The sequence below is a fragment of the Ruminococcus sp. YE282 genome (assembly GCA_900101355.1).
Lineage (GTDB): Bacteria > Bacillota > Clostridia > Oscillospirales > Acutalibacteraceae > Ruminococcoides > Ruminococcoides bromii_A.
Map to the genome: position 1 here is coordinate 1 of FMUV01000042.1, position 21839 is coordinate 21839.

Annotated in this window: 42 protein-coding genes; 2 read left to right on the plus strand and 40 right to left on the minus strand. The window is 40.6% G+C overall.

Translation table 11 applies throughout. From position 1 onward, the window contains the following. The 40 genes from BLP46_RS13495 to BLP46_RS13380 all read right to left on the minus strand — a co-directional run. Window positions 1-83, minus strand: an 83-nt coding sequence (locus BLP46_RS13495) for a cysteine peptidase family C39 domain-containing protein (RefSeq protein WP_143000489.1), incomplete at its 3' end; no start/stop codon positions are given. A 416-nt stretch (window positions 84-499) separates the two neighbouring features. Next, a complete protein-coding gene (locus tag BLP46_RS10950; RefSeq protein WP_092978915.1) occupies window positions 500-658 on the minus strand; it encodes a cysteine peptidase family C39 domain-containing protein in 159 nt (52 codons plus the stop codon). A gap of 616 nt (window positions 659-1274) precedes the next feature. Then, a complete protein-coding gene (locus tag BLP46_RS10955; RefSeq protein ID WP_092978916.1) occupies window positions 1275-1574 on the minus strand; it encodes a hypothetical protein in 300 nt (99 codons plus the stop codon). A gap of 233 nt (window positions 1575-1807) precedes the next feature. Continuing rightward, window positions 1808-2005 (minus strand): hypothetical protein, encoded by a 198-nt coding sequence (locus BLP46_RS10960; RefSeq protein ID WP_092978918.1) that lies wholly within the window; start codon window positions 2003-2005, stop codon window positions 1808-1810. Between the two features lie 16 nt (window positions 2006-2021). Continuing rightward, window positions 2022-2219, minus strand: a complete 198-nt coding sequence (locus BLP46_RS10965) for a hypothetical protein (protein ID WP_092978920.1) — start codon at window positions 2217-2219, stop codon at window positions 2022-2024. A gap of 135 nt (window positions 2220-2354) precedes the next feature. Then, complete coding sequence (locus BLP46_RS10970) at window positions 2355-2816, minus strand: GyrI-like domain-containing protein (protein WP_092978922.1); 462 nt, start codon at window positions 2814-2816, stop codon at window positions 2355-2357. Window positions 2817-3453: 637 nt separating this feature from the next. Next, window positions 3454-3927 carry a GyrI-like domain-containing protein gene (locus BLP46_RS10975; protein WP_092978924.1) on the minus strand — a complete coding sequence of 158 codons (474 nt, stop codon included), beginning with the start codon at window positions 3925-3927 and terminating at the stop codon, window positions 3454-3456. Between the two features lie 979 nt (window positions 3928-4906). Further along, entirely contained in the window at window positions 4907-5248 is a 342-nt protein-coding gene (rplQ, locus tag BLP46_RS10980; RefSeq protein WP_092978926.1) for a 50S ribosomal protein L17, read from the minus strand. 35 nt (window positions 5249-5283) lie between these two features. Then, complete coding sequence (locus BLP46_RS10985; protein WP_092978928.1) at window positions 5284-6237, minus strand: DNA-directed RNA polymerase subunit alpha; 954 nt, start codon at window positions 6235-6237, stop codon at window positions 5284-5286. 74 nt (window positions 6238-6311) lie between these two features. Continuing rightward, on the minus strand, window positions 6312-6914 hold the full coding sequence (gene rpsD / locus BLP46_RS10990; RefSeq protein WP_092978930.1) for a 30S ribosomal protein S4: 603 nt from the start codon (window positions 6912-6914) through the stop codon (window positions 6312-6314). A gap of 23 nt (window positions 6915-6937) precedes the next feature. After that, on the minus strand, window positions 6938-7339 hold the full coding sequence (rpsK, locus tag BLP46_RS10995) for a 30S ribosomal protein S11 (protein ID WP_092978931.1): 402 nt from the start codon (window positions 7337-7339) through the stop codon (window positions 6938-6940). Window positions 7340-7354: 15 nt separating this feature from the next. After that, window positions 7355-7723: a 30S ribosomal protein S13 gene (gene rpsM, locus BLP46_RS11000; RefSeq protein ID WP_015523209.1), complete on the minus strand. Its 369-nt coding sequence runs from the start codon at window positions 7721-7723 to the stop codon at window positions 7355-7357. Window positions 7724-7772: 49 nt separating this feature from the next. Continuing rightward, on the minus strand, window positions 7773-7886 hold the full coding sequence (rpmJ, locus tag BLP46_RS11005) for a 50S ribosomal protein L36 (protein ID WP_015523208.1): 114 nt from the start codon (window positions 7884-7886) through the stop codon (window positions 7773-7775). 39 nt (window positions 7887-7925) lie between these two features. Next, window positions 7926-8144: a translation initiation factor IF-1 gene (gene infA, locus BLP46_RS11010; RefSeq protein WP_092978933.1), complete on the minus strand. Its 219-nt coding sequence runs from the start codon at window positions 8142-8144 to the stop codon at window positions 7926-7928. A gap of 5 nt (window positions 8145-8149) precedes the next feature. Next, window positions 8150-8395 carry a KOW domain-containing RNA-binding protein gene (locus tag BLP46_RS11015; protein ID WP_092978935.1) on the minus strand — a complete coding sequence of 82 codons (246 nt, stop codon included), beginning with the start codon at window positions 8393-8395 and terminating at the stop codon, window positions 8150-8152. Between the two features lie 9 nt (window positions 8396-8404). Continuing rightward, entirely contained in the window at window positions 8405-9157 is a 753-nt protein-coding gene (map, locus tag BLP46_RS11020) for a type I methionyl aminopeptidase (protein WP_092978937.1), read from the minus strand. A 2-nt stretch (window positions 9158-9159) separates the two neighbouring features. Then, window positions 9160-9792 (minus strand): adenylate kinase, encoded by a 633-nt coding sequence (locus tag BLP46_RS11025; RefSeq protein ID WP_092978938.1) that lies wholly within the window; start codon window positions 9790-9792, stop codon window positions 9160-9162. A gap of 24 nt (window positions 9793-9816) precedes the next feature. Continuing rightward, window positions 9817-11157, minus strand: coding sequence for a preprotein translocase subunit SecY (secY, locus tag BLP46_RS11030; protein WP_092978940.1), 1341 nt, complete (start codon window positions 11155-11157; stop codon window positions 9817-9819). Between the two features lies 1 nt (window position 11158). Further along, window positions 11159-11602 carry a 50S ribosomal protein L15 gene (gene rplO, locus BLP46_RS11035; RefSeq protein WP_092978941.1) on the minus strand — a complete coding sequence of 148 codons (444 nt, stop codon included), beginning with the start codon at window positions 11600-11602 and terminating at the stop codon, window positions 11159-11161. An 18-nt stretch (window positions 11603-11620) separates the two neighbouring features. Continuing rightward, window positions 11621-11791, minus strand: coding sequence for a 50S ribosomal protein L30 (gene rpmD / locus BLP46_RS11040; protein ID WP_092978943.1), 171 nt, complete (start codon window positions 11789-11791; stop codon window positions 11621-11623). An 18-nt stretch (window positions 11792-11809) separates the two neighbouring features. After that, window positions 11810-12307, minus strand: coding sequence for a 30S ribosomal protein S5 (gene rpsE, locus BLP46_RS11045; RefSeq protein ID WP_092978945.1), 498 nt, complete (start codon window positions 12305-12307; stop codon window positions 11810-11812). A gap of 18 nt (window positions 12308-12325) precedes the next feature. Beyond that, a complete protein-coding gene (gene rplR / locus BLP46_RS11050; RefSeq protein ID WP_092978947.1) occupies window positions 12326-12685 on the minus strand; it encodes a 50S ribosomal protein L18 in 360 nt (119 codons plus the stop codon). 17 nt (window positions 12686-12702) lie between these two features. Then, window positions 12703-13245 carry a 50S ribosomal protein L6 gene (gene rplF, locus BLP46_RS11055; RefSeq protein WP_092978949.1) on the minus strand — a complete coding sequence of 181 codons (543 nt, stop codon included), beginning with the start codon at window positions 13243-13245 and terminating at the stop codon, window positions 12703-12705. A 14-nt stretch (window positions 13246-13259) separates the two neighbouring features. Further along, on the minus strand, window positions 13260-13658 hold the full coding sequence (gene rpsH, locus BLP46_RS11060) for a 30S ribosomal protein S8 (protein WP_092978951.1): 399 nt from the start codon (window positions 13656-13658) through the stop codon (window positions 13260-13262). A gap of 18 nt (window positions 13659-13676) precedes the next feature. Beyond that, window positions 13677-13862, minus strand: a complete 186-nt coding sequence (locus BLP46_RS11065; RefSeq protein WP_092978953.1) for a type Z 30S ribosomal protein S14 — start codon at window positions 13860-13862, stop codon at window positions 13677-13679. A gap of 12 nt (window positions 13863-13874) precedes the next feature. After that, complete coding sequence (rplE, locus tag BLP46_RS11070) at window positions 13875-14414, minus strand: 50S ribosomal protein L5 (protein ID WP_092978955.1); 540 nt, start codon at window positions 14412-14414, stop codon at window positions 13875-13877. 14 nt (window positions 14415-14428) lie between these two features. After that, window positions 14429-14746 carry a 50S ribosomal protein L24 gene (gene rplX, locus BLP46_RS11075; RefSeq protein WP_092978956.1) on the minus strand — a complete coding sequence of 106 codons (318 nt, stop codon included), beginning with the start codon at window positions 14744-14746 and terminating at the stop codon, window positions 14429-14431. 14 nt (window positions 14747-14760) lie between these two features. Next, a complete protein-coding gene (gene rplN, locus BLP46_RS11080; protein ID WP_092978958.1) occupies window positions 14761-15129 on the minus strand; it encodes a 50S ribosomal protein L14 in 369 nt (122 codons plus the stop codon). A 33-nt stretch (window positions 15130-15162) separates the two neighbouring features. Then, the gene (gene rpsQ, locus BLP46_RS11085; protein ID WP_092978960.1) at window positions 15163-15420 is read right to left on the minus strand and encodes a 30S ribosomal protein S17; all 258 of its coding nucleotides are present in this window, start codon (window positions 15418-15420) and stop codon (window positions 15163-15165) included. Window positions 15421-15437: 17 nt separating this feature from the next. Beyond that, window positions 15438-15641, minus strand: a complete 204-nt coding sequence (rpmC, locus tag BLP46_RS11090) for a 50S ribosomal protein L29 (RefSeq protein WP_092978962.1) — start codon at window positions 15639-15641, stop codon at window positions 15438-15440. Continuing rightward, window positions 15641-16060, minus strand: coding sequence for a 50S ribosomal protein L16 (gene rplP / locus BLP46_RS11095; protein ID WP_092978964.1), 420 nt, complete (start codon window positions 16058-16060; stop codon window positions 15641-15643). The genes rpmC and rplP overlap by 1 nt, the downstream gene beginning before the upstream one ends. Further along, the gene (gene rpsC / locus BLP46_RS11100; RefSeq protein ID WP_092978966.1) at window positions 16047-16730 is read right to left on the minus strand and encodes a 30S ribosomal protein S3; all 684 of its coding nucleotides are present in this window, start codon (window positions 16728-16730) and stop codon (window positions 16047-16049) included. The genes rplP and rpsC overlap by 14 nt, the downstream gene beginning before the upstream one ends. Window positions 16731-16744: 14 nt before the next feature. Then, on the minus strand, window positions 16745-17083 hold the full coding sequence (rplV, locus tag BLP46_RS11105; RefSeq protein ID WP_092978967.1) for a 50S ribosomal protein L22: 339 nt from the start codon (window positions 17081-17083) through the stop codon (window positions 16745-16747). A gap of 20 nt (window positions 17084-17103) precedes the next feature. Further along, window positions 17104-17376, minus strand: coding sequence for a 30S ribosomal protein S19 (gene rpsS / locus BLP46_RS11110; RefSeq protein ID WP_092978969.1), 273 nt, complete (start codon window positions 17374-17376; stop codon window positions 17104-17106). A gap of 22 nt (window positions 17377-17398) precedes the next feature. After that, complete coding sequence (gene rplB / locus BLP46_RS11115) at window positions 17399-18232, minus strand: 50S ribosomal protein L2 (RefSeq protein WP_092978971.1); 834 nt, start codon at window positions 18230-18232, stop codon at window positions 17399-17401. A 97-nt stretch (window positions 18233-18329) separates the two neighbouring features. After that, window positions 18330-18623, minus strand: coding sequence for a 50S ribosomal protein L23 (gene rplW / locus BLP46_RS11120; RefSeq protein ID WP_092978973.1), 294 nt, complete (start codon window positions 18621-18623; stop codon window positions 18330-18332). Then, complete coding sequence (gene rplD / locus BLP46_RS11125) at window positions 18620-19243, minus strand: 50S ribosomal protein L4 (protein ID WP_092978974.1); 624 nt, start codon at window positions 19241-19243, stop codon at window positions 18620-18622. Before rplD ends, rplW begins: the two co-directional genes overlap by 4 nt. A 16-nt stretch (window positions 19244-19259) precedes the next feature. Then, a complete protein-coding gene (gene rplC, locus BLP46_RS11130) occupies window positions 19260-19892 on the minus strand; it encodes a 50S ribosomal protein L3 (protein ID WP_092978975.1) in 633 nt (210 codons plus the stop codon). Between the two features lie 73 nt (window positions 19893-19965). Beyond that, window positions 19966-20277 (minus strand): 30S ribosomal protein S10, encoded by a 312-nt coding sequence (gene rpsJ / locus BLP46_RS11135; RefSeq protein WP_092978976.1) that lies wholly within the window; start codon window positions 20275-20277, stop codon window positions 19966-19968. Window positions 20278-20421: 144 nt separating this feature from the next. Beyond that, a complete protein-coding gene (locus BLP46_RS13380; protein WP_318259594.1) occupies window positions 20422-20550 on the minus strand; it encodes a hypothetical protein in 129 nt (42 codons plus the stop codon). A gap of 383 nt (window positions 20551-20933) precedes the next feature. On the opposite strand from BLP46_RS13380, the gene BLP46_RS11140 reads away from it, so the two are divergent. Both BLP46_RS11140 and BLP46_RS11145 read left to right on the plus strand, forming a co-directional pair. Then, window positions 20934-21449, plus strand: coding sequence for a cob(I)yrinic acid a,c-diamide adenosyltransferase (locus BLP46_RS11140; protein ID WP_092978978.1), 516 nt, complete (start codon window positions 20934-20936; stop codon window positions 21447-21449). A gap of 123 nt (window positions 21450-21572) precedes the next feature. Beyond that, on the plus strand, window positions 21573-21839 hold a 267-nt coding region (locus BLP46_RS11145; protein WP_092978979.1), incomplete at its 3' end, for a helix-turn-helix domain-containing protein.

A 21839-nucleotide genomic window follows, 5' to 3' on the forward strand; every position in this document is an offset into this window, starting at 1 on the left:
AATCCGTATTGTTTGGAAATTGTGGCGAGGCACGCCGCACCACAATCTGTTATATCGTGTTGTTTTATACAACAATATTTCACAGAAAAATTCTCCTTCCGTTAAGGATGATTTTAACCCTTGAAACTATAATACAAAAACAACTTGTATTTATCTTATGTTTAAACCTCAGTAAAAAACATCATCTAATTTTATTTCTGCGAGTTTTATATATCTTACTTCATCAAATAATTTTATTTATATAGGTTTTCCTCAACATAAATCATCATTTTATTTCTATAATAAAAGTACGCCGCAAATGAAAATACTATATTAAATAAAACAAGATATAAATTGTGAAAAATCATTGCTATAACATAAATAACTGCAACAATAATTACAGTTACTATAATCATAAATATGTTATTTTTCAGCCATTTTTTTTTCAAAAAAGTAATTTTATCTTTATCCATTTCATCTCAAACCCGTACCCTTTATTTATACATAGATAAAGAAGAGTTTATGTTCCTTGTTTATTTGTATCTGTTACTTCTCTTATTCTTAACATTAATAAATTAAAGCCATATTGTTTAGATATTGTGGCAAGACATGCGACGCCACAATCTGTTATATCATGTTGTTTTACGCATTTATATTTCATAACAAAATTTATCTTCATTTAATGATGATTTCATTCTTTGTAGCTATAGTATAAAAACAACTTGTATTTTTTCTTATTTCTAGTATTTAGTAAAATACACATTATTCAAATTATATTTTAAGATGATTTACCAAATCATTTTATACATTGAAGTAAATTCCTAAAAAATGTCACAACTAAGAAATTAACAAATTAATCTCATTTATTATAGATTATTAAAAATCAATGCTATAATATAAGCTTTTGCAACAATAATAATCGTTACTATAATTTAAAATTTATCTCATTATCATTAGCCCTTCCTACATCTATTATTTTAAAGATAGAGAAAGAAGGGATTACACAGTTATTTAAAGCAAAAGATTAACTAACATATGTGAAAATAATGCTTAGAATAGGAATTCTATTGCAACAAGACCACAATCTTAAACAACAATATATTTATGGTAAAACCATATAGTTTAGATACTATCAACACATTGTATGTGTTTGCACCATTATCTTTGAGCCTCAACTTCACATATTATCAAATTAAAAAATTTTAATCCGTATTGTCTAGCAATTATGACCAACCAATTAATACAACTACCTGTTATTTTGTTATGTTTGAAATATAGTATTTTTTAATATTTTTTCATAAATTTATTACATAAAAATAAAACCACAATATGGCAAAAATAATTTGAACGATTATTAAACTTGGGAGTTTGATTGTTTTTTTTGAAAACACCATATATCCAAACAACAGTAAATCTACAGTTGACCAAGAAACGCATATAATATAGGTTTCATTTTTTAAACATAATCCTGCTAAAACTAATTGAATGGATGCAGCAAGTGCATATAAACAAGAACATTTTTTGTCTGAACGAATGTAAAAAACAAACGCACTAATATATACAAACGCCACTAAAATATGTGATACTAAATTCATAACTATCCTCCTAATTCTTTGATCTCAGTCTGCGTGTTAGGAGTAACGCGCAGACCGAGATTAATAACTAAAATCAATATTAAAATCATTATAATAATCTTTATGACATATTTTGTACCATATTGTATGTTTCATCTTTTGAAATCAAAATCATCTATGATACGCTACTTATCTGGCACAAAATCTGTTCATAAATATTGCTATAATTCAATTAGTATTTAGTATAGCCAAAATTAAAATCCACGTCCAATAGTATATCCAATGCTAATGCAGCCAGCCAAAATAGCACCCGCAGGACCCGCGCATCCTAATGCAACGCATCCAACTGCTACAACCAAATCTGCAGTGTTTGCCCAAGTCCAACCACCATCAACATAATACATTTCTGCCTCTGAAAGATTGTTAAAGTACCCACAAGACATAGAATTCATAGATTTCACCTCATCATTACAAACATTTTGAAACTAACACTCCAGCGCCAACAGCAACAGCCGTTGCACCTACACAAATACATATTGCGCCTAAAGGAGAGCATCCAAACACAAAGCCAAGTGCATATATAGCAGCAGTAACTCCACCGCCATCAATTTCATTCATTTCTTTCGCAGAAAGTTCTGCAAAACCTTTTGTCATAACATTTTCCATTGTTATGTACCTCCTTCAAAATAAAGTTTATATTTATATTCAAATACATTTCTAATCCGGTATGCGCACTTCCGTATTATAAATATATAGAACATACATATACTATACAGTAAACCAAAGCTTTTGACGTTCCTTCTATTTTACACCAACATATATATCCATTATAATATTATCAATTTCAGAAGGGGATGATGCAGACCTGACCGTAACATTATAGAATGGCGTAACAGGTTTAAAATCATTGTCTCTTATATACTGATTAAACTCTTGCATCTCAGTATTCATAGTCAATGGATTGCCGATATGTCTAAACATAAGTGCATTGCTAATTTCAAATCTGTCCCTATAAACAAATTCATCAGTAGATGTCATTATCCCATTAATTGGAACTACAATCTCGATATCTATGATTTGGTCACCACAATCATTTTCAATCGAATGTATTGCGGTAATAGTAGGTCCGTTAGTTTTTAAACCGGCATCATTAATTGCAGAAAATAATTGATCCATAACATTATTAATCAATTTATTATTAACTTTACCTCTGTAAGTGATAACCTGCTCAACTGAATATATATTTTCTTGATTGATTTCCATTAAAAATTCCCCTTAAAACCCAAATTAGTATTAATAAATTTATTGTCGTGATTTGCAATAATTTGTTGAAATAACAAGTATAATATAATTTATTGCTATAATAATATTTTTCCTAATTAGAATTATCTGCCCAAACGGTCATTTTTCTTCCTAAACGGTAAAGTATTCTAATTTTTATTAAAAATTTATTTAATTTATAATATCAATTGCCAAAACTGAATTGTTACTTTCAAGCCACACAATAAAATTCATATTATTATATTCTGATTATTGCAGTTAAATTTAGATTTTTACATAAAGCAAAAGCAGGCAGTCGCTTAGTCAACTGCCTGCTTGGTTTAGTAAGTTCAACTCAACTGCATTTTATTAAGGCTCTATAATAAAAGTTGGGGTAAGAACAAAAGGAGCCTACAAAAATAAAACCTTACCAACTCCAAGCACCGCCATCAGTAACTTGCATTTCATCAGCAGTCATCTCAAAAAAGCATGTTGTCTTAGTCATTTCCACGGTTTTTACCTCCTTCTTTATTTATATTAAATTTATATTAAGGTAAAAATATACAAAGCCGTACGTTCTTTATATACAAATCACCGTAATACCAAAGCTAAAAGTATTTATCGAGAATAATAGTTTTACTTAAAATTTCTCTACACCTGTATAAATATCAGTAACCATACTATCAATATCAAACTGTGTTTTTGCCTCTTTTACAGTTACAACATACAAAGGTGTATTTGGCTGTAATTTTTTGTTTTTTATGTATTTAGCCAAAGATTCTACTGCACTTTGCATTTGTTGAGGATTTCCCTCAATACGTACTTTAAAGGCATCTTTTAACACAAATTCAGATAAAAATTCAAAACCAACAGGAGCAGATATTTCTTTATCAAGCGGTATCATCATTTCCAGATCAATAATTTGTTGTCCGTTTTTAATTATACTATTGTGGGTAATAGTTACAGTACTACCATTTTTCTTAGCATTATTGTTAGCAAGTATCTCATCAATTTCCTTTGAAACCTCTGTTGATGTTTGCTGATCTAGTTTTCTGCGAAAAGATATCACATTTTGTAATACTAAGCTTTGATTTTCTTCTATATTGCTAATCATTTTCACCTCGTAATTTGTTTAACTGTACTAATCTATTTCATGATTATTCTATCAATTATAAACTTAATCTTCACTGTAAAATTCTATTTAAATCATGAAATTTCATTAATATTTATCTAACTATGATAATTTTTTGTCTGCACAGTAACATGAAAATAATAATTTGAAAAATATTCCAAATTATTGTTTTCATAATTCAAAAATTATGTCAATAGCTTTTATCATTTTTAAGAAAAAGTTTTATCTATCTTTTATATTTCGCATAAATCATTTTTCCTCTGAATGTTAGGACATTCTCAACCTTATACTCTTCCGCTTTATTTATTTTCACTGTAAAAATCCTCCATAAAATTTAAATTTGTGCCTGTACACATTTAAATATAACAACGTTTCTTATTTTTACATTTCAATTATACATTAAAAATGTAAATTTACAATATAATTTTTTGAAAATTTACCAAAAACTTAAAGTACTAATACTACCATAATTCAAATAGTGTGTCAATGATTTTTTAGTGATTTTTTACAAAGTTTATTCTAACTATTTTTATTGTCATAATTTGTTTTTTTCGGGCAAGTAATTTTTATATTCACATAAAAAAGCAGCCAGCTGACCAATCAACCGACTGAATAATACCGGTATTTAATGTTTTAATATGTAACTGATTGACTCAAGGGAAAAATCAGCTATAACCTCTGCCGACACAGACTGTTTATAATCGTTTTACACAGTCGGGCTTTAACACCTTAGTCCTTATCTTAAAGATAATAATAAACTAAACAACTGCTAAAACAATTACTCCAATTTCAAACAGTTGACAATAAGCCTATTTTTAATTGCTCCTGATTATTTACAAAGAGCTGATTGTTATATGTTGATATATAAAGTTCTTCTTTAAAAGCTTAGTAGTAGGAATTTTAGGCACAAAAAATCGGCCATCTTTCGATGACCGATTATATTTAAATATTAAAAGCAAAATCAGATAAGCTCGATTACAGCCATTTCTGCGCCGTCACCACGACGAGGACCGATTTTAGTCACTCTTGTGTAACCGCCGTTTCTGCCGTTATATTTTGGAGCAATCTCAGAAAAGAGCTTGCTAACTACATCTTCCTTTGTAACAAAAGCCAAAACAAGGCGTCTGTTGTGAAGTGTATTTGTCTTTGCAGTAGTAATCATCTTCTCAGCCATTGCCTGAACTTCTTTGGCACGAGTGAGAGTTGTTTCTATTTTGCCGTTTTCTAAAAGAAAAGTAACCATAGCACGAAGCATTGCTGTTCTCTGAGCAGTGGTTCTTCCCAATTTTCTTGTACCTGGCATTGTATTCACTCCTTTACATTAGATTAAAAGGGTAATTATTCGTCTTCCTTCTGAAGACTAAAACCGAGAGAATTAAGCTTCTGAATAACCTCTTCAAGAGATTTTCTGCCGAGGTTACGAACCTTCATCATATCCTCTTCGGACTTGTTAATTAAATCTTCAACCGTGTTGATTCCTGCACGTTTGAGGCAGTTGAATGAACGAACTGACAAATCGAGGTCTTCGATTGTCATTTCAAGAATCTTCTCCTTGCCCTTATCATCCTTTTCAACCATAACTTCGGCATTTGTTGCCTTATCAGAAAGGTTAACGAAAAGGTTGAGGTGCTCGGTAAGAACCTTAGCAGCAAGAGAAACAGCCTCTTCTGCTGTGATTACGCCGTTAGTCCAAACATCAAGTGTGAGCTTGTCATAGTCGGTAATCTGTCCAACACGGGTATTGTCAACGGTGTAATTAACTTTTAACACCGGTGTGTAGATAGAGTCAATCGGAAGAACTCCGATTACGTTGTTGCCGCTTAACTGCTTGTTGCGCTCTGACGGAACATAACCTCTGCCCTTGTCAATGGTTATTTCCATATTAAGCTTTGCACCCTCACCGAGTGTTGCAATGTGAAGTTCAGGATTAAGAATCTCTACCTCATTATCGCATTTAATATCGGCTGCGGTTACTTCACAAGGTCCTTCAGCAGCAATTTCTACTACCTTCGGACCTGTTTCGTGAAGCTTTGCAACAAGGCTTTTTATATTAAGAACAATTTCAGTAACGTCTTCTTTTACGCCTGGAATAGTTGAAAATTCGTGAAGAACGCCGTCAATCTTGATTGATGTGACAGCACAGCCCTCAAGAGAGGATAGCAGCACGCGTCTGAGGCTGTTGCCCAAGGTGTTGCCAAAACCGCGCTCAAGCGGTTCAACAACGAACTTGCCGTACTTTCCGTCCTCTGTCAGTTCTGCAGTTTCAATTCTTGGCTTTTCAATTTCAATCATTCGCGAATCCTCCTAAACATTATGCGACCGCACAAGCGACCGATATCTGTGTAATCTGCCTGTGAATATTGGGATTACTTGGAGTACAACTCAACGATGAGATGCTCTTCAACAGGAAAGTCAATATCCTCTCTCTGTGGAGCAGCAATAACCTTACCGCCGAGCAGGTTCTCGTCTTTTTCAAGCCATTTTGGAGTAACAGTAGAAGCTGTCTCTCCCTCTGCAATTGCCTTAAATCTTGCTGTTGAACGGCTCTTCTCTGAAACTGCAATTACATCGCCAACCTTAACAAGGTATGAAGGGATGTTTACCTTTTTGCCGTTAACTGTAAAGTGAGCGTGGCTTACAAGCTGTCTTGCTTCTCTTCTTGTAGCAGCAAGTCCGAGTCTGAAAACAACGTTGTCAAGTCTGCGCTCTATAAGTGTAAGAAGAACAGCACCTGTCTTACCTTCAGCCTTTTCAGCCTTTTCATAGTAAGCTCTGAACTGCTTCTCCATAATACCGTATACAAACTTTACCTTCTGCTTTTCAGTAAGCTGCATGCTGTATTCGCTCTTTTTTCTTCTCATCTTACCGCCGGGGTTTCTGTTTGAAGTTTTCTTGGAATAACCCATAACAGCGGGTGACAAGCCAAGTGCTCTGCAACGCTTAGCGATTGGCTGCATATTCTTAGCCATAGAAAAATCCTCCTTCTATAATACTATACACGTCTTCTCTTTGGAGGACGGCATCCGTTGTGCGGGATTGGAGTAACGTCTTTAATCATTGTTACTTCAAGACCGGCTGTCTGCAATGCACGGATTGCAGCTTCTCTTCCCTGTCCGGGGCCTTTTACATAAACTTCAACGTACTTCATGCCGTGTTCCATTGCAGCCTTTGCAGCTGTCTCTGCTGCTGACTGAGCGGCAAACGGAGTTGACTTCTTAGAACCTCTGAATCCGAGCTCGCCTGCGCTTGCCCAAGAAACAGCATTGCCCTGTGTATCGGAAATTGTAACAATAGTATTGTTAAATGTTGACTGGATATGTGCTGCGCCTCTTTCTATGTTCTTGCGTTCACGGCGACGGCGAATAACCTTTTTTCCACCTTTTGGTGCTGCCATAGTCCTTTGCCCTCCTTACTTCTTCTTATTAGCCATGGTCTTGCGCGGACCCTTGCGTGTACGAGCGTTTGTCTTTGAACGCTGTCCTCTTACAGGAAGTCCTTTTCTGTGGCGAACGCCACGGTAACAACCAATATCAATAAGTCTTTTAATATCATAAGCGATGTCACGGCGAAGGTCACCTTCAACGCGGCAGTGGTGCTCAATATATTCTCTGAGCTTTGCAATATCTTCTTCAGTCAAATCTCTGACACGAGTGTCAGGATTAACGCCTGTTGCAGCAATAATGTCGTCTGCAGTCTTACGGCCGATACCGTAGATATAAGTTAAACCGATTTCAACTCTTTTATCTCTTGGTAAGTCAACACCTGCTATACGAGCCATTCAGTTGCACCTCCATAATTTTTAAATAAATGTTTTGTAAGATTTTTGATTAGCCCTGACGCTGTTTATGCTTTGGGTTTTCGCAAATAACTAAAATCTTACCTTTTCTTTTGATTACTTTGCACTTATCGCACATTTTCTTTACTGAAGGTCTGACTTTCATCTGAATCATTCCTTTCTTAAAAGTCGTGTTCACCCTTTGTTACTTTGAACGCCAGGTAATTCTTCCTCTGCTAAGGTCATACGGGGACATCTCCACCGTTACCTTATCGCCCGGCAAAATGCGAATGAAATTCATTCTCAGCTTGCCCGAAATAACAGCTAATATCACGTGACCGTTCTGAAGCTCTACCTTGAATTGGGCGTTTGGAAGAGCCTCCTTAACGATACCTTCTACTTCAATTACATCTTGTTTTGACATACCGTTTAACCTCCGTTTTTGATAAAATCATTTAAAACTCGTTTAATCTGCGGATTGGTTTCTATTGAACCCTTAACAACCGTGTTGGTTGAAGAAAGGTGAATCAGGCTCTTTTTCTTTGGAGCCTCGACTTTTCGCCTTTTTCCGTCTGCAATATATGCAAACTTTTCGTTGCAATCCAAAACGACAAAAAAGCCGTTTTTCTCTCGTCCCGACTTTGCCCTGACTATACTGCCCTTAACTATGCTCATAAATCACCTTTAATCACACAAGGTCATAATCTTGGGACCATCGGGAGTGATGGCAACCGTGTGTTCAAAATGGGCGGACAACTTGCCGTCTTTTGTAACGGTGGTCCACTTGTCATCAAGCACACGCACTTCAAATGTGCCTTCGTTTATCATGGGTTCAATGGCGATTGTCATTCCCGGCAAAAGCCTTACGCCTCTGCCCGGAGTACCGTAGTTTGGTACGCTTGGGTCTTCGTGCAGTTTCGCACCTACGCCGTGGCCGACAAAATCTCGTACCACCGAGTAACTGCGAGCTTCGACATACTTTTGAACTGCGCTGCCGATATCACCGATTCGGTTACCGACAAGAGCCTGAGCTATTCCCATATTCAAGCCCTCTCTTGTAGCGTCAAGCAAAGCCTGTGCCTTTGCACTCACTTCACCGCAGGGAAATGTGTAGGCGTTGTCGCCGTGAAATCCCTCGTAGTACGCGCCAACATCAACGCTTACTATGTCGCCTTCTCTCAGAACGCATTTCTTGCTTGGTATGCCATGGATAACCACGTTATTAACGGAAATGCATGCACTTGCAGGAAAACCGCCATAACCGAGAAACGAGGGAGTAGCCCCTTGTTTCTCGATATAATTACGGACAATTGTGTCTATTTCATAAGTTGTAACACCGGGCTTTACAGCCTCTCCCGCAACACGCAGCGCCTCGGCAGAAATTCTGCAGGCGTCTTTCATTTTTGAAAGTTCCCGTGCTGTTTTAATTGTTACCATGCTTACGCCTCGATTACCTTAAGAACAGCTGCGGTTGTATCATCAACCGAGTCCTGTCCCTCTACATCAACAAGTTTGCCCTGCTTTTTGTAGTAGCCGACAAGCGGTTCGGTTTCTGTGTGATAAACCTTAAGACGTGCAAGCACGGTATCCGGGTGGTCGTCCTTGCGTTGAACAAGGGTGCCGTTGCAATCGTCGCAGACGCCTTCTTTTTTAGGCTTTAAGTTCACAATGTGATAAGGTCTGCCGCAATTTTCACAAACACGGCGTCCGGACATACGGTTGATAATTCTTTCATCAGAAATGTTGATGTTGATAACATACTGAATATCAACGCCCATATCGTCCAGAGCCTCGGCCTGAGGAATGGTTCTTGGGAAGCCGTCAAGAATAAAGCCCTTCTTGCAGTCGTCTTCGGAAAGTCTTTCCTTAACGATGCCGATAACAACTTCATCTGGAACAAGCTTGCCTTCATCCATAAAGGATTTTGCTTTAAGTCCCATTTCTGTGCCGTTTTTCAACGCTTCACGGATCATGTTTCCGGTTGAAATTGTGGGAATACCAAAGTGCTCGCTGAGTACAGCAGCTTGTGTGCCTTTACCTGCACCGGGAGCACCCAACATAATAATGTTCATATTATTATACTCCTTTTTCAGTGATTAGTCAAGAAAACCTTTGTAGTGACGCATCATCATCTGAGATTCGAGCTGTTTTACTGTTTCAAGTGCAACACCAACGATAATGATGATTGATGTACCGCCTACTGCCATTCTGCCCATTCCTGTTACTGCGCCGTAAATATGCGGAACCAAAGCGATTACAGCAAGGAAAAGAGCGCCGATGAGAGTGATTCTTGAAAGAATATTTCTGATATACTCTGCTGTCGGAGCACCCGGACGAATACCGGGAACCGTACCGTTGTTCGACTTAAGGTTGTTAGCCATTTCAACAGGATTGTACTGAATTGTTGTATAGAAATAAGCGAACATTATAATGAGTAAGAAATATAACAGGATATACAACCAGCCGTTTGTGTTAAAGGCTGCAAAGAATGCGCCCCAGAATCCGTCGGTCTCTTTCAAGCCGATGAAGAGGTTGATTGTACCCGGGATTGATAAAATTGAGCTTGCAAAGATGATTGGAAGTACGCCGCCGAGAGCAACCTTGATTGGAAGGTGGCTTGACTGACCGCCGTACATTTTTCTTCCTACAACACGTTTTGCATACTGAATCGGGATTCTTCTTTCGCTGTCCTGCATGAATGTAATAATCCAAATAACAGCAACAAAGATAAGAACCCAGAGCGGAACCAAGATATAATACTGTGTTGAGCCCTTTGCGCCCAAATCCCAATACATACCGAGGTCGCTGATTGTTGCAGGGATTCTTGCGATGATACCTGCAAACAAGAGAATTGAGATACCGTTTCCGATACCGTATTTGTTAATCTGCTCACCAAGCCACATCATAAGAGCAGTACCTGCTGTGAATACGAGAACAATTACAATTGCCGAGAACCACATGCTGAAGCCTTCGTTGTAGACTGTGATGTGAGCACCTTTGGTTGTTGTTGTATTCTTGAGGTAGAAATAATAAGCTGTACCCTGAATAAGACCAAGCGCAACAGTTACATAACGGGTAATTGTACCGATTTTGCGTCTGCCGGCTTCGCCCTCTTTTGCCAATCTCTCAAGAGGAGGGATTGCAACGCAGAGAAGCTGGATGATGATGGAGCTGTTGATGTACGGGGTGATACCCATTGCAAACAATGTGGCATTTGAAAAAGCACCACCCGAAAGTGTGTTGAGATATGCAAGCATATTTGTACTTGAGTCGCTGCTTGAAGAAATAAGCTTCATAGCTTCGGCAAGTGCATTTGCATCCAGAAACGGAACAGGGATAACTGAACCGATTCTGAATACGATGATAATTAAAAGTGTAAATAATATTTTTCTTCTTAAGTCAGGAATTGACCAAGCGTTTTTTAATACTTTTAACACCTTAAATCACCTCTGTCTTTCCGCCAGCAGCTTCAATAGCAGCTTTAGCTGATTCGGAAAAAGCAGAAAGTTTTACAGTGAGCTTCTTTTCGATTTTGCCGTTGCCGAGTACCTTGACAGCATCAAAACCATTCTTAACAACACCTGCATTTACAAGAGCCTGAACGTCAACTGTATCGCCGTCATTAAACTTTCTGTTTAAAGTGCTGAGGTTGATTGCAACTACGTTTTTAGCAAAGATGTTGTTGAAACCTCTTTTCGGTACACGACGCTGAAGCGGCATCTGACCGCCTTCAAATCCGGGACGAATGCTGCCGCCCGAACGAGCCTTCTGACCTTTGTGGCCTTTGCCTGATGTTTTGCCCCAACCTGAGCCGTGACCTCTGCCGATTCTCTTTGAGTTCTTTTTTGAACCCTCAACCGGAGAAAGTTCATGTAACTTCATAAGTTCGCACCTCCTTGCTTACGCTTCACTAACCTCTACGAGGTGGATAATTTTGTTTACCTTGCCCTTAGTCTGAGCATTATCAGGCTGAGTTGTTGTATCACCGATTTTCTTCAGACCTAAAGCGTGGGCTGTTGCAATCTGATCTTTCTTTGAGCCGATAAGGCTTTTAACCAATTTAATTGTCATAATACTGCAACCTCCCTATTATAAGATTTCCTTAACGGATTTACCGCGAACAGCAGCAACTTCTTCAGCAGTTCTGAGAGCTGAAAGACCTGCAAGAGTAGCTCTAACTACGTTTACAGGGTTGTTTGAACGAAGAGCCTTTGTTCTGATGTCCCTGATGCCAACTGCTTCAACAACGGCACGAACAGGACCGCCTGCGATAACACCGGTACCGGGAGCAGCGGGTTTCATCAAAACTCTGCCTGCACCATACTCACCGATGATTTCGTGAGGGATTGTTGTTCCTCTCAGAGAAACCTTCATAAGATTTTTCTTAGCAGCTTCAATGCCCTTGCGAATTGCGTCGGGAACTTCGCCTGCTTTGCCGATTCCGAAGCCAACTGTGCCGTTGCCGTCACCAACAACAACAAGAGCAGCAAACTTCATTATACGACCGCCCTTAACCGTCTTTGATACACGGTTAATAGTAACAACTCTTTCTTTTAATTCGCCTGTTACTTCTACTGTATTAGCCAAAGTTATTCCTCCTGTTCCTTAGAAATTGAGACCACCCTCACGGGCACCTTCGGCCAATTCCTTAACACGGCCGTGATATATATTGCCGCCTCTGTCGAATACGACATCAACGATGTTCTTGGCTTTTGCGCGCTCTGCGATGAGCTTGCCGACAGCCTTTGCTGCCTCTTTGTTTCCGCCGTTTCCTGTGATGGACTTGTCAAGGCTTGATGCCTGAGCAAGTGTAACACCAGCTACGTCGTCAATAATCTGAGCGTAGATGTTGTTAGTGGAGCGGAATACACACAAACGTGGGCAAGATGCTGTGCCGCTTACTTTGCCGCGGACTCTCTTATGGCGTCTTGCACGTGCCTTTTTTGTATCTGGTCTGCTTACCATTCTTTTTCACTCCTTAATTATTTGCCCTTACCGGCCTTGCCTTCCTTGCGGCGGATAACTTCATCAACGTACTTAATACCTTTGCCCTTATATGGCTCCGGCGGACGTTTTTCTCTAACTTCGGCAGCAAACTGACCAACCTTTTGCTTATCAATGCCGACGATGATGATTTTGTTAGGATCCGGAACTTCAATCTTGATGTCGTCAGTATCCTCAACAATAACCTGGTGTGAATAACCAAGGTTCATAACGCACTTGTTACCCTGCTTCTGAACACGGTAACCAACGCCGTTAACTTCAAGCTCTTTCTTGTAGCCTTCTGTAACACCGATAACCATATTGTGGATAAGTGTTCTTGTAAGACCGTGAAGTGAGCGGTTTTCTTTTGCGTCGTCAGGACGAGTAACGAGAATTTCTTCGCCCTTGATTTCAACAGTCATTGCAGGGTTGTAAGCAAACTTAAGCTCGCCCTTAGGACCCTTAACTGTGATTACGCCGTCGTTAATTGTAGCTGTAACACCGGCGGGAATATTTATAGGTTTTCTTCCAATTCGAGACATTATCGCACCTCCTCTTACCAAATGTAAGCGAGAACTTCGCCGCCAACATGCTCTTTGCGTGCCTGACGATCAGTCATAACACCCTTAGATGTTGAAATGATGGCAACGCCAAGTCCCTTCATTACCTTTGGCATATCTTCTGCATTGCTGTAAATACGCAAACCTGGCTTTGAAACGCGGCGAAGACCTGTGATAACCGGAGTCTTGCCCTCGAGATATTTAAGGTTAACCTTAATTACGCCCTGCTTGCCGTCTTCTATAACTGTGAAATTCTTAATGTATCCTTCGTCTACAAGAATCTGGCAGATTGCCTTCTTGAGGTTGGAAGCGGGAATTTCAACAGAATCGTGCTTAGCTGAGTTAGCATTACGAATTCTTGTAAGTAAATCAGCAATTGTATCTGTAATCTGCATTACCTTTTTCCTCCTTGCTTACCAGCTTGCTTTCTTTACACCCGGAATTTCGCCCTTGTATGCGAGTTCACGGAAGCAAATACGACAAATTCCATACTTGCGGAGGTAGGCGTGTGGTCTGCCACAAATCTTACATCTTGAATACTCTCTTGTAGAGAATTTCTGCTTTCTCTGCTGCTTTACTTTCATTGAAGTTTTAGCCACAACAATCCCTCCTTACTTTGAAAACGGTGCGCCCATAAGTGTTAAAAGCTCACGAGCTTCTTCGTCTGTTTTAGCTGTGGTAACGAAGCAAATGTCCATACCACGAACTTTATCAATTTTGTCATAATCAATTTCAGGGAAGATGAGCTGTTCTTTAAGGCCCATATTGTAGTTGCCGCGGCCGTCAAAAGAATCAGGATTGATTCCTCTGAAGTCACGAACTCTCGGAAGAGCAACGTTGAAAAATCTGTCAAGAAATTCATACATTCTCTCGCCTCTGAGAGTTACTTTGCAGCCGATTGGCATGCCTTCTCTGAGTTTGAAGTTAGCAACTGACTTTCTTGCTCTGCAAACAAGAGGCTTCTGACCTGTGATGGCAGAAAGGTCTGTGCAGATAGCATCGATTGCCTTTGAGTTTTCTTTAGCTTCGCCTGCGCCTACGTTAATAACGATTTTGTCAAGCTTCGGAATCTGCATTGTGCTCTTGTAGGAGAACTTTTTCATAAGAGCAGGTGCAACTTCATTTGAATAATATTCTTTAAGTCTTGCCATATCTTACTTCCTCCTTACAGTGCTTCGCCGCATTTTGCACAAATTCTGCCCTTTGAGCCGTCATCATAAATCTTATGAGCAACTCTTGTAGGCTTTTTGCAGCGTGGGCAAACAATCTGAACCTTGGATGCATACATTGCGCCCTCAGCCTTTACGATTCCGCCCTGCTCGCCCATTTTCTTAGGCTTAACGTGCTTTGAAACCATATTTACTTTTTCGACAATAACTTTGCCTTCTTTAGGGCTTACAGCCATAACCTGGCCCTTTTTGCCCTTGTCCTTACCGCTGATAACGATAACGGTGTCGCCTGTCTTTACATGTACTTTACTCATTGTGACACCTCCAATTAAAGTACTTCGGGAGCGAGAGAAAGAATCTTCATAAAGTCTTTATCACGAAGCTCTCTTGCTACCGGTCCGAAGATACGAGTTCCTCTTGGGTTCTTATCTTCCTTAATAATTACAGCCGCATTTTCATCAAAACGGATATATGTTCCGTCTTCACGTCTAACGCCCTTAGCTGAACGTACAACTACGGCTCTTACAACGTCGCCCTTTTTAACAACACCGCCGGGTGCTGCTTTTTTAACCGAGGCAACAATAATATCGCCAATGTTGGCATACTTCCTTCTGGTACCGCCGAGTACACGAATGCACATAAGTTCCTTTGCGCCGGTGTTGTCGGCAACCTTGAGGATGGTTTGCTGTTGAATCACAGTGTGTTCCTCCTTTTCTCAAAGCCGCTAAACTTATTTAGCTTTCTCAATAATCTCGACGAGTCTCCATCTTTTATCCTTAGAAAGAGGACGGGTCTCCATAACCTTTACACGGTCGCCAATGCCGCACTCGTTGTTTTCATCGTGTGCCTTAAAGCGAACCGTACGCTTAACAATTTTGTTATAAAGCTTATGCTTTACGCTGTCTTCAACGGCAACAACAATTGTTTTGTCCATCTTGTTGCTTACTACCTTACCGACAACGGTTTTTCTTAAATTTCTTTCACTCACTGTTAAGTCCTCCTCTCTTAAACTGCTGCGCTGTCAAGCTCACGCTGGCGAAGAATTGTGGAAACTCTTGCTATATCTTTCTTAACAGCACCGATTCTTGATGAGTTTTCGAGTTGATTAACAGCAAGCTGAAAACGAAGATTGAAAAGCTCTTCCTTGAGTTCTGTGAGCTTTGTCTGAAGCTCTTCGCTGGACATTTCTCTGATTTCTGATGCTTTCATTACTGCTCACCTTCCTCTTTCTTTACAAACTTGCACTTGATTGGGAGCTTGTTTGCAGCCAAACGCAGAGCTTCTCTTGCAGTAGCTTCGTCAACGCCGCCGAGTTCAAACATAACTCTGCCCGGCTTTACAACTGCTACCCAATACTCAACGTTACCTTTACCTTTACCCATACGGGTTTCGGCAGGTCTTGCTGTAACAGGCTTGTCTGGGAAAATCTTAATCCAAACTTTACCGAATCTCTTGCAGTAACGAGTCATGGCAACACGGGCAGCCTCAATCTGGTTGGACTTAATCCAAGCAGGCTCAGTTGCCTGAAGACCATACTCACCGTAGGTAACCTTGTTACCACGAAGAGCCTTACCGGTCATACGACCTCTCTGAACTCTTCTGTGTTTAACTCTCTTAGGCATTAACATTTTTTCTGCCTCCTTCTCTGCGTGGCTTTCTTGACTTTACTTCGTTAAGAACCTCGCCCTTGTAAAGCCAAACCTTGACGCCGATTTTGCCATAGGTTGTGTTAGCCTCGGCAAAGCCGTAGTCGATGTCAGCACGAAGTGTCTGAAGCGGAATTGTGCCCTCGTGATACTGCTCTGAACGAGCGATTTCGGCGCCGCCGAGACGACCTGAGCACATTACCTTGATACCCTTAGCACCGCGACGCATTGCGTTGCCGATTGACTGCTTCATAGCACGACGGAAAGAAATTCTCTTTTCGAGCTGCTGAGCAATGTTCTCTGCTGCAAGCTGAGCGTCGAGTTCGGGAGCTTTTACTTCTACAATATTGATAGCAACCGGCTTGTTAAGCATCTTTTCGCACTGAGCCTTGAGCTTCTCGATTTCAGAGCCGCCCTTACCGATAACAAGACCCGGCTTTGCGCAGTGAATGCTGATTCTTACCTTTTTGCCGTCGCGTTCAATTTCAATCTTAGAGATACCGAAGTTATAAAGCTGAGCCTTCAATGTTTTACGAAGGTTATAGTCTTCAACGAGTGTGTCGCCGAAGTCCTTTTTGCTTGCAAACCAACGGGAATCCCAATCTTTAATAACACCTACACGAAGACCGTGTGGATTTACTTTCTGTCCCATAATTTAACCTCCCCTTAGTCTTCTTTTTCCTTGAGTACGAGGGTGATGTGAGAGGTTCTCTTGTTGATTCTGAACGCTCTGCCCTGTGCTCTCGGACGAATTCTTTTAAGGATGGGGCCTGCTGTTGCGTTGCAGTGAGCAACGTAAAGTCTGGATACATCCATATCATGGTTGTTCTCAGCATTTGCCATAGCTGAATGGAGCAGCTTCAAAAGCGGCTCGCAAGCGGCCTTGGGAGTGTGCTTAAGAACAGCTTCCGCATACTTGACGTCTTTGCCTCTGATAAGGTCAAGAACCACGCCAACCTTGCGGGGTGAAATACGAACAAACTTCGCATATGCTTTAGCTTCCATTTGCAATACTCTCCTTCCGCTTATTTACTGGTTTTTGAACCGGCGTGACCTTTAAAAGTTCTTGTTGGTGCAAACTCACCGAGCTTGTGACCAACCATATCTTCGGTTACATATACCGGAACGTGCTTACGACCGTCGTGAACGGCGAATGTGTGACCAACGAAGTCAGGGAAAATTGTAGAACTTCTTGACCAAGTCTTGAGAATTCTCTTTTCGCCTTTTTCGTTCATTTCAAGAACCCTTTTGAGCAATACAGGCTGAACAAAAGGGCCTTTTTTTGTACTTCTACTCATAGTTTAAGCTCCTTTCTCCGCCTTACTTACCGTTTCTTCTGCGAACGATAAGCTTGTCGCTGCTCTTGTTGTTCTTACGAGTCTTATAGCCGAGTGCAGGCTTACCCCAAGGGGTTACAGGGCCCGGACGACCAACAGGTGACTTACCCTCACCACCGCCGTGCGGGTGGTCGTTAGGGTTCATTACAGAACCACGAACGGTTGGGCGCCAACCCATATTTCTCTTACGACCTGCTTTACCAATCTTTACGTTGAAGTGGTCAAGGTTAGAAACCTGACCGATTGTAGCCATGCAGCCTTCGGGAACGTTTCTGAGTTCGTTTGAAGGAAGTCTTAAAAGTGCAAGACCGTTTTCTCTTGCCATAAGCTGAGCCATATTACCTGCCGAACGAGCAAGCTGAGCGCCTCTGCCCGGATAAAGCTCAACGTTGTGAACAAATGTACCTACCGGAATTGAAGAAAGCGGAAGTGCGTTGCCTGTTTTGATATCAACATTCTCACCTGCAACGATCTTGTCGCCGACTTTAAGTCCTTCAGGAGCCAAGATGTATGACTTTTCGCCGTCTGTGTACTCTACAAGAGCGATAAATGCTGAACGGTTTGGATCATACTCAAGTGTTTTTACTGTTGCTTCTACGTCAAACTTCTGACGCTTGAAGTCAATGATACGATACTTTCTGCGATTGCCGCCGCCTCTGTGGCGAACAGTGATTCTTCCGTAGCTGTTGCGTCCTGCGCTTTTGTTAAGCGGAGCGAGCAAGCTTTTTTCCGGGGCAACCTTTGAAAGAACCGAATAATCGGTAACCGACGTATTTCTTCTTGAATTGATAGTCGGCTTATATACTTTAATTGCCATTTGGTTTCACTCTCCTCATGATGGCTTTGCGGGAAAATGGCATTTCCCATACATTCTGCCTGAATAATTATTTCAGGTTTATACCGGGTTTCCGGTATTACATCATGCCTTCAAAAAATTCGATAGGCTTGCTGTCTTCTGTAAGTTTTACAACAGCTTTTTTCCAGCTCTTTGTATAGCCGCCGTTGTTTCTGCCCTGACGGCGGAACTTGCCGCGAACACTTACTGTGTTAACCTTGGCAACCTTAACCTTGAAGATTTCTTCGCAAGCTTTTGCAATTTCGATTTTGTTTGCTGACTTAGCAACTTCAAAGGTATATATTTTATTAACAGCACCGAGCATACTTTTTTCAGTGATAATCGGGCGAATTACAATATCGTGAGCTATCATGCATATACCTCCTCGATCTTGCTTACTGCATCCTTGACGATAACGAGCTTGTCGGCATTCAAAATGTCATAAACATTGAGAGTGTTTACCTGAGCTGTCTTAACGCCCGGAATATTGTTAGCTGATTTGATAATCTTGCTGTCAACCTCAGGAAGAACAATAAGAGCCTTTTTGTCAGCTTCAATTGCCTTGAGCATTGCAACAATTTTCTTTGTCTTGTATTCATCCATTGCGATTGAATCAACAACGATGATTTCATTCTCCTGAGCCTTTGAAGAGAAAGCTGACTTCATAGCAAGTCTTCTTACCTTCTTGTTTACAGAAAATCTGTAATCTCTTGGCTTTGGAGCAAATACTACACCGCCGTGTGTCCACTGCGGAGCGCGGGTTGAACCCTGTCTTGCACGTCCTGTGCCCTTCTGTCTCCAAGGCTTTTTGCCGCCGCCGGAAACTTCTGATCTTGTAAGAGTGGACTGTGTGCCCTGACGCTGTGCTGCAAGATAATTTACTACCATTTCGTGCATAACAGCTGCATTTGGTTCAATACCGAATATAGAATCGCTGAGGTCGATTGTGCCAACCTTCTTACCTTCCATATCTACTACTGATAAACTTGGCATTTATAATCCCCCTTCCTTAAGCCTTAACGGAATCTTTGAGTATTACGATTCCCTTGTTTGGTCCGGGAACAGCACCCTTAATTGCGATGAGGTTGTTTTCAACATCAACCTTAACAACTGTGAGGTTCTGAACTGTTACCCTTTCTGCACCTAAGTGACCTGCCATTCTCTTGCCCTTCCAAACTCTTGAAGGTGAAGAGCAGGCACCGATTGAACCGCCGTGACGAACGCAGGGACCTGTACCGTGTGATTCTTTAAGACGGTGGAAGTTCCATCTCTTAATAACGCCTGCGGTACCCTTACCTTTGCTCTTGCCGGTTACGTCAATCCTATCGCCGGGGGTGAACACGTCTGCCTTAACGAGATCGCCTACATTGTAAGCGTCTGTGTCGGTAAAACGGAACTCTTTAAGAGTTTTCTTGGGAGCTACGCCGGATTTGTCAAAAAATCCCTTCATTGGCTTTGTAACCTTGTTCGGCTTTACCTCGCCGTATCCAAGCTGAACTGATGCGTAGCCGTCATTTTCAACTGTTTTCTTGGCTGTAACCACGCAAGGGCCTGCCTCAACAACAGTTACGGGAATTACTACTCCCTTTTCATCGAAAATCTGTGTCATACCGATTTTCTTACCGATGATTGCTTTCTGCATTTATATTTCCTCCTTGTAGGTTATTGGTTGGCATTTGCCAACATGACCCTGTCTGCTTGTAGGTTGGTACGGATTATAACTTAATCTCGATATCAACGCCGGCAGGGAGTTCTAAGCTCATAAGAGCTTCGACTGTCTTGTTTGACGGTCTTAAGATGTCGATAAGACGCTTGTGAGTTCTGATTTCGAACTGCTCGCGGCTGTCCTTATACTTGTGAACAGCACGAAGAATTGTAACAACCTGCTTCTCTGTTGGGAGCGGAACCGGACCCGAAACTCTTGCGCCTGTGCGCTTAGCTGTTGCCACGATTCTCTCTGCCGACCGATCAACGAGCTGGTGGTCATAACCCTTTAATCTTATCCTAATCTTTTCCTTGACTGCCATTATCGTCGCCTCCTTGAAAATTTCTCACGCTTCGGAAAACCTCTGCGCTTCTGTTAGTTGGCGGGCGTTTGCTTTCAAAACTTTTTTTGAAACTCAGCCGGGTGTTTCTTCGCCCTGCATTAAAAAACCCGTTTAACTATTCAGTTAACCGGGACGTCCTGAAAGCGTTTGAGCATAGCTATGGCAAAGCAACCCCATTGCCAAAACATTACTCAGTGTTTCATTGTAATCGCCCGGTTTAAAATCGGACATACTCCACGGAAAAACCGGCAAAATGCCGCAACCTCCCGCTTCATCGCATATCTTGTGCAGTCACACAACTGATATTATACAGTAATATGCCCCTTTTTTCAAGGTTTTAGGCATAAAGGCGTGAGTAGAAATTTTATAAATATTTTAAAATAAATTTGTCTATATTGCATATATTGTCAAAATGCCTTTTGTAATGTATAATAATACCAGAAATTTAATCGGAATAAGCCCCGATTTGCTTGCAAAAATCAGGGATTGCGATCGATTATAAGCGGTGCAAATGGGCGTCAGCTCCTCATGTGTTCAGCAAGATATTATAATGCTAACTGAAATTTCTATGCGGCATCCGCCCTCTTAGAGGCGAGGAACATCTGCACTTAGGTTACAGATAGGTGGTGTGTTAATTGATTCACGTATATTATGGTGACGGAAAAGGAAAAACAACGGCAGCCGTCGGAATTGCCGTAAGAGCGGCAGGAAGCAAGATGCGCGTTATGTTCGTACAGTTTTTAAAAACCGAATTTTCGGGCGAACGTAATTTGCTGAGCAATATCGACAACATTACAATGACAACCTGCCCGGTTGAGCTGAAGTTTACCTTTGAAATGAACGAAAGAGAAAAACAACAGGCTTCTGTGCTGTTCAGAGGAATTTTTGAGCGCAGCGCAAAAGAAGTGCTCTCCGAAAGATATGATATGGTTGTTTTGGACGAAATTTTTGACGTTATAAACGCCGGTATGGTTAACGAGGGCGATGTACTTGAATTTATAAGCAACGCACCCAAGAGCATTGAAATTATTATGACCGGTCATAACCCGCCGCAAAGGTTTATTGACGCTGCGGACTATGTCACCGAATTTAAAAAAATCAAGCACCCGTTCGACCGTGGAATAACCGGAAGAATCGGCGTTGAATTTTAATTTTAAATTACATATAAAGTAAAACCGATTATCGGAAAAATGCACAGGTCCGTAAAAAACGGACAATAGAAAAAACAGACCCCCTATGGTAGAATAAAATAAACTACCATAGGGGGATTTTGTATGCCAAGAGAATATCGACATATACAACAATATGAAAAAGAAATAATAGAGCTTTGGGAACAAGGAAAGACATTAAGAGAAATTGCAGAAAAATTTGGATTTAGCAAAAATCAAGTACAGGAATTTAAAACAAGATATAACCGTAAGCAAAGGAAACTTGCATCGGGTATAGTAATTAAACCCAAAGGTAGACCACGAAAAGATGGAACTTCTCTACCGCCATCAATACAACAATTAAGCAAGTTGTCTCAGATGCAATACGAAATT